At 44.5% G+C, this 8,606-nt stretch carries 5 protein-coding genes and 1 pseudogene; 2 read left to right on the top strand and 4 right to left on the bottom strand.

The genetic code is table 11. The features are described 5' to 3' along the window. The 4 genes and pseudogenes from AC1DSE_RS24820 to AC1DSE_RS24805 form a co-directional block, all read right to left on the bottom strand. Positions 1-1,337: pseudogene (locus AC1DSE_RS24820) on the bottom strand (alpha-galactosidase); the annotation flags it as partial. 70 nt (positions 1,338-1,407) lie between these two features. Beyond that, positions 1,408-3,024: an ABC transporter substrate-binding protein gene (locus tag AC1DSE_RS24815; protein WP_477509088.1), complete on the bottom strand. Its 1,617-nt coding sequence runs from the start codon at positions 3,022-3,024 to the stop codon at positions 1,408-1,410. Between the two features lie 94 nt (positions 3,025-3,118). After that, positions 3,119-4,006: a carbohydrate ABC transporter permease gene (locus tag AC1DSE_RS24810; RefSeq protein ID WP_076267442.1), complete on the bottom strand. Its 888-nt coding sequence runs from the start codon at positions 4,004-4,006 to the stop codon at positions 3,119-3,121. A 26-nt stretch (positions 4,007-4,032) separates the two neighbouring features. After that, the gene (locus AC1DSE_RS24805) at positions 4,033-5,022 is read right to left on the bottom strand and encodes an ABC transporter permease (protein ID WP_477509089.1); all 990 of its coding nucleotides are present in this window, start codon (positions 5,020-5,022) and stop codon (positions 4,033-4,035) included. Between the two features lie 196 nt (positions 5,023-5,218). On the opposite strand from AC1DSE_RS24805, the gene AC1DSE_RS24800 reads away from it, so the two are divergent. Continuing rightward, positions 5,219-6,793: a response regulator gene (locus tag AC1DSE_RS24800; protein ID WP_477509090.1), complete on the top strand. Its 1,575-nt coding sequence runs from the start codon at positions 5,219-5,221 to the stop codon at positions 6,791-6,793. Between the two features lie 16 nt (positions 6,794-6,809). After that, the gene (locus tag AC1DSE_RS24795; protein ID WP_477509091.1) at positions 6,810-8,567 is read left to right on the top strand and encodes a sensor histidine kinase; all 1,758 of its coding nucleotides are present in this window, start codon (positions 6,810-6,812) and stop codon (positions 8,565-8,567) included. The last annotated feature ends 39 nt before the right edge of the window (positions 8,568-8,606 follow it).

Raw genomic sequence — 8,606 nt, 5'->3', positions numbered from 1 at the left:
GGGTCATAGAATACGCCTTCCATTGCGCCATGCATCAGAAAATCCAGCTTAACATAATCAAAGCCCTGCTCTACAAAGCTCTCCAGCCTTTTTCTAATTCGCTCCAGCGCGACTGGATGCGATGGATCTATCGCAAATGCGCCATCCAGCTTCGGCAGCGGCTGTCCAGCTGTATCCTTGATCAAGATCTCACGGTAAAGCACTGCTCCATCTGTTCCTTCTACCGGCGTATCCGGATCGTTGCCCCAGAAAGCGAATGGCGTATAATAAGTGCCCGGCTTTTGACCGTTCGCTTTTACCCGTCTTAGTGCGTCCTTTAGCTGCTCTTCCGATAAATTGTCCCAGAAGGAGTCGAAGTTGACGTAAAGGCTTCCCTGATCGTCAGCAAAGCTGTTTTGCTGCAAATGTTTGGAGAAGAAATCAGATGTATACGTATACACATCATAATCAAGCTTGCCCATGACGGCTGACCAGCTGTTCCAGCCCATCGGTACGCCGCCTTCCCAAGGAAGTGCTGGTGTCAATACGGCATTTGCCTTGCCATACACTTCAAGCCCATCGCGGTAATCCGAGAACGCACCTACAAAGATCGTCGGAGATACAATGCTTTTACCGCGAATTGTTCCGTGTGCAACCGTATCTCTCGTCTGCATATCAGCGGCTCCGCCATAAACGCGCAGCCTGCCCAGATCCTCAGGGAACGTCCCTTCTACAACTACGCCTGTTTTCCAAGTATCATGTGTGACTGATCCAATAACAAATCCGTTTCTGCTTTGCGCACGATAAATGGCGGTTGTCTCATAGCTGTGTACGCTGCAAGGAATAGCATGTGAGGCAAAACGAACCCATTTGTCATTATCGAATGGAACGAATAAGGCCCTGATTTCGTCGCTGGCACCTGCATCTGCCCCAAATTGTGCAATACTTCCATCATTTAAATATGCGGCTAGCGGCGTGATTTCATTCGTCTCCCATTCGAGCTCGCTTTCCACTTCAAGCTCCATTAACAAATAAGGCAGCTGCTCGTACATACGGAAATGCTGACGCATTAATGGCTTGCCAAGCTCTTCATGCTCAAAGCTCCAGTGCAGCCCTTTGCCAAATCCATCCTCAATGGCTTGGATAGACGATTCATTAACAACATGTTTGCTGTAGAAAGTCGAGCGCAGCTGTTCCAAACCATAACGTGCTTCGGCATAAAGGCCAACCAGCGCCGCACCGCTGCTCCACTTCAGCGATACATGCCCATCCTTCAAATGTACGGTTGCCTGAATGACTCCATTATCAACCACATATTCCTCCATGCGCTGCTCCAGCTCGAATTGTCCCATCTTCATCTCTCATCCGCTCCTCTTTTATAATGGAAGAAGGCCGGCAGCGCCGGCCTCCATCATGCTTGCATTATGTTTATTTCCAAAGCTCAACACGATTTTTGTAATTGGTTGTATAAATCGCTTCAACCTTTGCATCTCCAGCAGCTTTCATATCACTAAGCATTTTATCAAAAATGCTGTTTGCTTCTTCAGGAGACTTCGCCATAATCGCTTTCGTCAGCCCCTGCTTCACAATATCATTAACCTTCTGCTCATTCAGTGCTTCAGGCGTTCCTCCCTGCGGTCCAAGACCATCGTAGAGTACGGAGTCATACACCGAGTCAGACAAGTTTTTGAGTGCCATCTTATCGACAGCGCCACGTTCAAAGCGGCCCGCTAAGTCATAAGGTGTGCCGTCAGAACCATTTCCGTTTTTGATAAACCAAGTCCATTTGCGAATGCCAGATTCCTTTGTATAGGCATTCCAATCGTCTTTAAAGCTTTGCAGCACTTCTGGACGCGGCGTATGCTTGCCATCCTTCATATCCCAGTGCTGGCCTTCAATTCCCCACATCAACAAATATTGTCCTTCTTCGCTCGCTAGGAAGTTCATAAATTTCATCGTGCGTTCCGGGTTTTTATTTTTCTTCGTAATCGTAATCGCATCCCAGCCAAGTGAACTGCGTCCGCCGTATGTCGTTTTTGCAGGATCTACGCCATCTGCTACAACCTTGTAAGGGAACAGCTGTGATTCTTCACCACGATCCTTCTTCAGAATCGTGTTTGCTCCTCCAGCATCCCAATACGCGCCTGTTGAAGCAAATACAGAACCTGTCGCCAATTTTTGTTCCCAAGCTTGCTTTTTGTTAATCGCCCATTCCTTATCGATCAGGCCTGTCCTGTACAAATCATTCATGTACAAAATCATTTTGCGGTATTGCGGGTCTTTCACATCAAACTTCAGCTCACCATTCTCATCGTAGAAAGGCAGCATACCGAACATACCTTTGAAAGTGCCTAGTGTACCGCCAAAGTTCTCTCCATCCATCGATAGAGCGATTGTTTCTTTACCGTCCATCGTAGGATATTTCGCTTTAAAATCAAGCAATAGCTGCTTGAATTCAGTTTCCGTGAAAGGCACTCCGCCTTCTGCTTTATCAGGAGCCAGCTCCTTCAAAATATCTTTACGCATATTGAAGCCGAATACGGGCTCATTCTCAAACCCATACCAGTTKGAAAGGTAATAGTTTTTACCATCTTTATATCGCGTTTTGTTAAGTACATCGCCATACATTTTTGCTACATCTGGGCCGTTTTTTTCAATCAAATCATTTAGTGGAATGATAGCACCCGACTCAATGTATTTGTTAACCAAATCACTGCTTCTCTCAAACATGATGAGATCCGGCAGATCATCACTTGCAAGCATCAGATTCAGCTTCTCCGCTGGATTGCCGGTTGGCTGCTGAATTTCTACTGTAATTCCTGTCCGCTTCGTAATTTCTGCCGCTACCGCGTTGCTGAATTTATCTCCCGTATTTTTATCGAAAAAGGTTATGGTCAGTGGTTCGTTAGACTTGTCATTTCCAGCGCTATTCTCGCCAGCACTCGAGTTGCCGTTTTCTTTAGCATTATTGGAGCCGCAAGCTGATAATACGGAAATGACAACGATCATGCTTAAAAATAATACGATCCATTTTTTAGTACGCATAGTATAAATCCCCCTCTTAAGTGATTCTATTATAGTACATTTTCATCCCTATTTAAGCGTGATCGGCATCACCTCCAACAAAGTTCCCGCTTCATTAGCTTTTTACTGCACCAAGGGTCATGCCTTTAACAAAATATTTTTGTAAAAATGGATAAACCATTAATATCGGAAGCGTTGCTACCATAGTTGCCGCCATCCGAATCGTATCCGGAGACACGGCCAGTCTTTTCGAAGCATCAGCGAGCTGCTGCGCATCGCCAACCATGGAGCTGGTTTGATACTGGTTCAAGATTTTTACAAGCACGGCCTGAAGCGTCTTAAGATCAGAGTTATACGTGAACACGTAGGAATCGAACCAAGCGTTCCAGTGGCCAATGGCCGTAAACATGCCGATCGTCGCGAGCACTGGTGTCGTTAGCGGCAATATAATTTTGAAGAAAATTTGCATGTAATTAGCGCCGTCTATTTTGGCTGATTCATCCAGCTCCTGCGGTAGCTGCTGCATGAAGGTTCGAACAATAATCATATAAAAGACGTTCATCATGCCCGGTAAAATAAACACCATAAAGCTGTCAATGAGATGCAAGCTTTTGAGCACCATGTAATATGGAATGAGTCCGCCGCCAAAATACATCGTGAACACAAAATACAGTGACCAGAACCGATTTCCAACGAGCTCGCGTTTACTTAGTGAATAGGAAAGCATACTAATGACAATAACCGCGAGTGGCGTTCCGATTAGCGTCCGCAGCACCGTAACTTTAATGGCCGTCCAAATCTCGCTATCGGATAAAATTTGCTTATAGCTGGCTAGGCTGAAATCTCTTGGCCACAAATACAGATTTCCTCGCAGCGTATCTTCAGCACTATTGAACGAAATGATAAATATGTTCCAGAAAGGATAAAAGGTTACGATAAAAACTGCGATGATGAATAAGTAGACGATCGACATAAACAGAAAATCATTTTTAAATTTTGCCATGAAGTGTTCTCCTTTTCTTGTTTGTCCTAGAACAACGACTGTTCATTCATTTTTTTGGCCATCTTATTGACGCTTAGAACAAGGATAAACGCGACGACCGATTTGAATAATCCAACAGCTGCTCCGTAAGAGAACATTCCGTTTTGCAAACCATATTTGTACGTGTACGTGTCAATAACTTCCGAATATTGGAGCACCGTATTATTTTGCATCAAAAATTGCTGATCAAAACCTGCATTCAATATTCCGCCTACCGCTAAAATGGCAAGAATGATAATGGTCGGTTTAATAGACGGCAGCGTGATGTGCAGCATTTGCTTTAATCGGCTTGCCCCGTCTACCTTCGCCACCTCGTACAGCTCCGGGTTAATAGCTGAGATAGCGGCCAAATACATAATGGCGTTAAAGCCCATGTCCTTCCATGTGTTGGAGAAAGCGATAATCCACCAGAATAGCGGACCATTTTGCATAAACTGAATCGGCTCATCGATAATTCCAAGCCCCGTCAACAAATTGTTTATGACACCGCTTGAAGAAAGTACCGTGATAATAATATTTGCGGCAATGACCCACGAAATAAAATGAGGCATGTAAGATACTGTTTGAAACGTCCGTTTGAACCAGCCATTGCGCATTTCATTAATCATTAAGGCAAGAATAATCGGCATTGGGAAACCGAATAACAGAGATAGAAAGCTTTGTGCCAGCGTATTGCGCATTACTCTGACGAAATCGCCATTCGTAAAGAAGTAGTTAAACCACTCCAGCCCTACAAACTCTGTAGTAAAAAACTGTCCAAAAAACGATCCTCCGCCTGGCGAGTAATTAATGAAAGCCATGTATAAGCCAAACATGGGAACGTAAGAAAATATGAGTGTGACGATTAAAGCCGGAAGCATGAGCACAAATAATAGCCGCTGTTCCTTCAATCTGCCCCATACATTAGAATTTTCAATGCTGCGCTTCTTTTTGGGTGGAACAGATTTACTTGATTCCGCTTTCATTATGGATTCCATTTAATAACCTCCTGCCAATCTTGCGTTGCTTAGTGACTTCATTATAGGTCGGCCGCCCTGCCCATTCTATACAAGCATTTACCGATTTGTAACGCAAAACGACACACTTCCATATGCTCCATTGTTGAAATGCGGTATTGCAGATAAACTAAATAAACATTCAAAAACAGATACATGATAAAAGGTGGGAACAAGCATGTACAGCATTTTGATAGTGGATGATGAAGCCATTGAGCTCGAAACGATGGAGCATTATGTGCCATGGGACAAAATCGGCATTACGGTCGCGGGAACGGCGCGAAATGGCAAGGAAGCGCTTAGCAAGCTCTCTGAGTTAAAGCCTGACATTATTTTGACAGATGTCCGCATGCCCATTATGGACGGGCTGGAATTCGGAAGAAGAGCAAAACAAATCGATAAGAACGTAAAAATCATATTTTTGAGCGGACATAACGAGTTTCAGTATATTAAGGCAGCGCTGAACATTGAGGCGACTGGCTACTTGTTAAAACCGATAGATATGGAGGAGCTGATTGCATTAATTGAGAAGGTAAAGAAAAAATGCGAGGAGGAACAGTTGTCAGATCAGGGCGGAGAATGGCTGCGTGAAAAATGGATGACCCGTATTATACGCGAGCCGAATGAAGAGAAGCGAAAGGATTGGATTCGGAAATGGGAGCTTAGCTCATCCGATTTCAGTGCAAACAGGGAGTTTGCAGCCTTTTATGCAACGATAGATGCGCCGGCAGACTATCCTATTTCGGCACAGCCAGCAAGCGAAGCCTCTCCCGATAGAGTGGAGCTCATGCGGACTATTGCCCGACAATATCTCGATTCCTTTATTGTTGTTGAAAGCGAGCCGCATGCTTTATTCGTTCTCTTTCAATGGCGCAATGAGCAGAGAGCCGCAAAAGCTGCAATGGATTTCTGGGAGAAGTTCCGAGAGGAGCTCTCCCTCTCCTTCGGCGCACAAATTACGATAGGATTGTCCGCGCCGCATATCGGGTTTGATCTTATTTGGGATGCCTACTTGCAGGCGCGAGCTTGCAATGAGGAGAAGTTTTTCAAGCTCGGCGGAGCCGTTATAACGCCGGATGATTTATTGCCTACCAAACAAACGGATGATGATGGCGAGCAGCTTGCAGCTCGGCTTGCTTCCGCCTTGCAGTCAGGAGACGCCAAGCAGGTAACCATGCAGTTAGAAGCGCTCTTCTCAACGATTCGCGTAGAACGTATCCATCGAAATTTCACTATCCGAGCCATTATTCGGCTAATGGCTGCATTAGAGCAGCATTTCTCCATGCTGCTTGCAGGCTCGCTCAAGGACTTGCTGCTTGTGGACCATTGGAAGGAAATTTCGTCGATGAGCTCATCCTCACAGATTCAAGCTTATGTCATGCACTTCTGCGAAGAAATAAGAAAGACTTTAAGCGAAAGAGATGTTGACCGCAATCAGGCCATAGCCGACCAAATCGTTAAGCTTATTAACGAAAGGTATCATTTGCCGCTTACAGTCGAGGAGATTGCCAAGGAGGTCTACTTATCACCCAACTATATTCGAAGCATTTTTAAAGAAAAAATGGGTGAGACGATTCTTGATTATATAACGAAGGTTCGTATGAACCGGGCAGCTGACTTGTTAAAGGACAAATCCCTTAAGGTGCGTGAGGTCGCTCACAGCGTCGGGTATGAGAACGTCTCTTATTTTTGCTCCATCTTCCATAGGCACAAAGGCAGTACACCTAATGAGTTTCGGAAAATGTATCTATAGGCTGGAGTGAGAGTGCATGAAAAAGGTAACAGGCTGGCTGACGAGGCCTTTTAACAATTTGCGGCTAAGAGAAAAGCTGTTTGTCATGTTTTTACTCGGGGCCATTATTCCTTTAGTGTTTTTTGTTTTATATTCTTATCAGACGATTAAGAGCGAGCTTTCTGACCAAATGTACACGAACTCCGTTGCGTCTGTTGCTCAAATCAATTCAAATCTAGAAAATAAGCTGGATACGTACACAAAGCTATCAGCAAATCTTTATTTAAACAATTCGCTGCGCGCTTACTTAACGAATAACTATACAGAGGAGCCGTCTCTGTTTGTTGATGCCTATCAATACATTAATAACACCTTTTCGAATATGCTGACTACAAATCCAGATATTCATTCCATGTCTATTTATATTAATAACGATTCGCTTCCAGCTGACGGCATTTACATTAAACGAATGGATGATGCGTTCAAACGGTCAACTACGTACCGCTCATTGCTTAACAGCTACGGAAATGTTCGGTTTGTAGCAACGCCCCCTGTTGTTGACCAGCCTTCCATGTTTACGCTGACACGCATGCTTAATATTAGCAATCTAGACAATGCCTATGGGATTTTGACCATCAACATTTTGGAATCGGATATTTTCCGTTTGATGGAGAAAGAAACATCAGAGAAAACGATATTAATCGTTAATGATAGCGGCCTTATTATGTCCGCTAAGGACAAAAACATGTTAAATCGTCCGCTTAATCAATTTGTGAAGGAAAAATTTCCGAGCGCTAGAGAAGGAAGATTCGACAGCAGCTTTAATGGAGAAAAAATGCTTGTCGTATATAATACGACCAAATTCGGTTGGAAAAGCATCTCGCTAGTCCCTTACAGCAGCTTCCTTACCAAGGCGAATAAAACAGCTAAGCGGATTTTAATTTTTGCGTTAATCAGCTTTGGGCTTATGACGCTGTTCATCTACGCCACAGCCAGACAATTTACGAAACGCGTCGATTATTTAGTCGGCATGATCCGGCGCATCGAAAGAGAGGAGTTCGATCTCTTCGACATGAGGCCGCTTGGACGCGATGAAATTGGCCAAATCGGAAATGTGCTGCGGAAGATGGCGCAGCGGCTCAGCAATTTAATTTCCGACGTATACAAGAAAGAAATCGATAAGCGAGAAGCCGAGATGAATGTGCTGCAAGCGCAAATTAATCCGCATTTTTTGTACAATACACTCGCCTCCATATCGTCGCTTGCCATTCGAAATTCTGATCAGCGAATGAACAAAATGGTTACGGATCTAGCAAAGTTTTACCGGATCTCGCTCAACAAAGGGAAAAACAAACTTTCAATCCATGAAGAAATTCAGCTTACCCGCTACTACGTTGCCATCCAGCAGGTAAGATTCGGCGAACTCATTCGCGTGCATTATCAAATCGAAGAATCTGTGCTGCCCTGCCCAATCGTAAAGCTGACGCTGCAGCCATTCGTTGAAAACGCGATGAACCATGCCATTTGGGACGACACGCTCGGAATTAACATTATGATAAAAGCATATCGCGACGGCCATGATATCATTCTCAAAGTCATCGATGACGGCATGGGCATGCATATGCGCGGCCATAGCGGAGAAGAGCTGCCGGTTAGCAGCGACAACTTGTCTGGTTATGGCATTCGCAACGTCGACAATCGAATTAAACTTTTGTACGGCGAATCATATGGCGTCTCTATTTACAGCAGGCTCGGAATTGGCACGACGGTAACGATAAAAATTCCTGGACGTTAAAATGCTAGACAATAAAAAATCCCTCAAGCACTATTGCTT

The organism is Paenibacillus sp. 01L418 (genome assembly GCF_056400045.1).
This window is presented reverse-complemented; position numbering and strand designations above follow the sequence as displayed.

Coding starts and splice junctions, on each gene's coding strand:
- AC1DSE_RS24810 (WP_076267442.1), bottom strand. CDS start 4,006: ATGGCAAAATTTAAAAATGATTTTCTGTTTATGTCGATCGTCTACTTA.
- AC1DSE_RS24805 (WP_477509089.1), bottom strand. CDS start 5,022: ATGGAATCCATAATGAAAGCGGAATCAAGTAAATCTGTTCCACCCAAA.
- AC1DSE_RS24800 (WP_477509090.1), top strand. CDS start 5,219: ATGTACAGCATTTTGATAGTGGATGATGAAGCCATTGAGCTCGAAACG.
- AC1DSE_RS24795 (WP_477509091.1), top strand. CDS start 6,810: ATGAAAAAGGTAACAGGCTGGCTGACGAGGCCTTTTAACAATTTGCGG.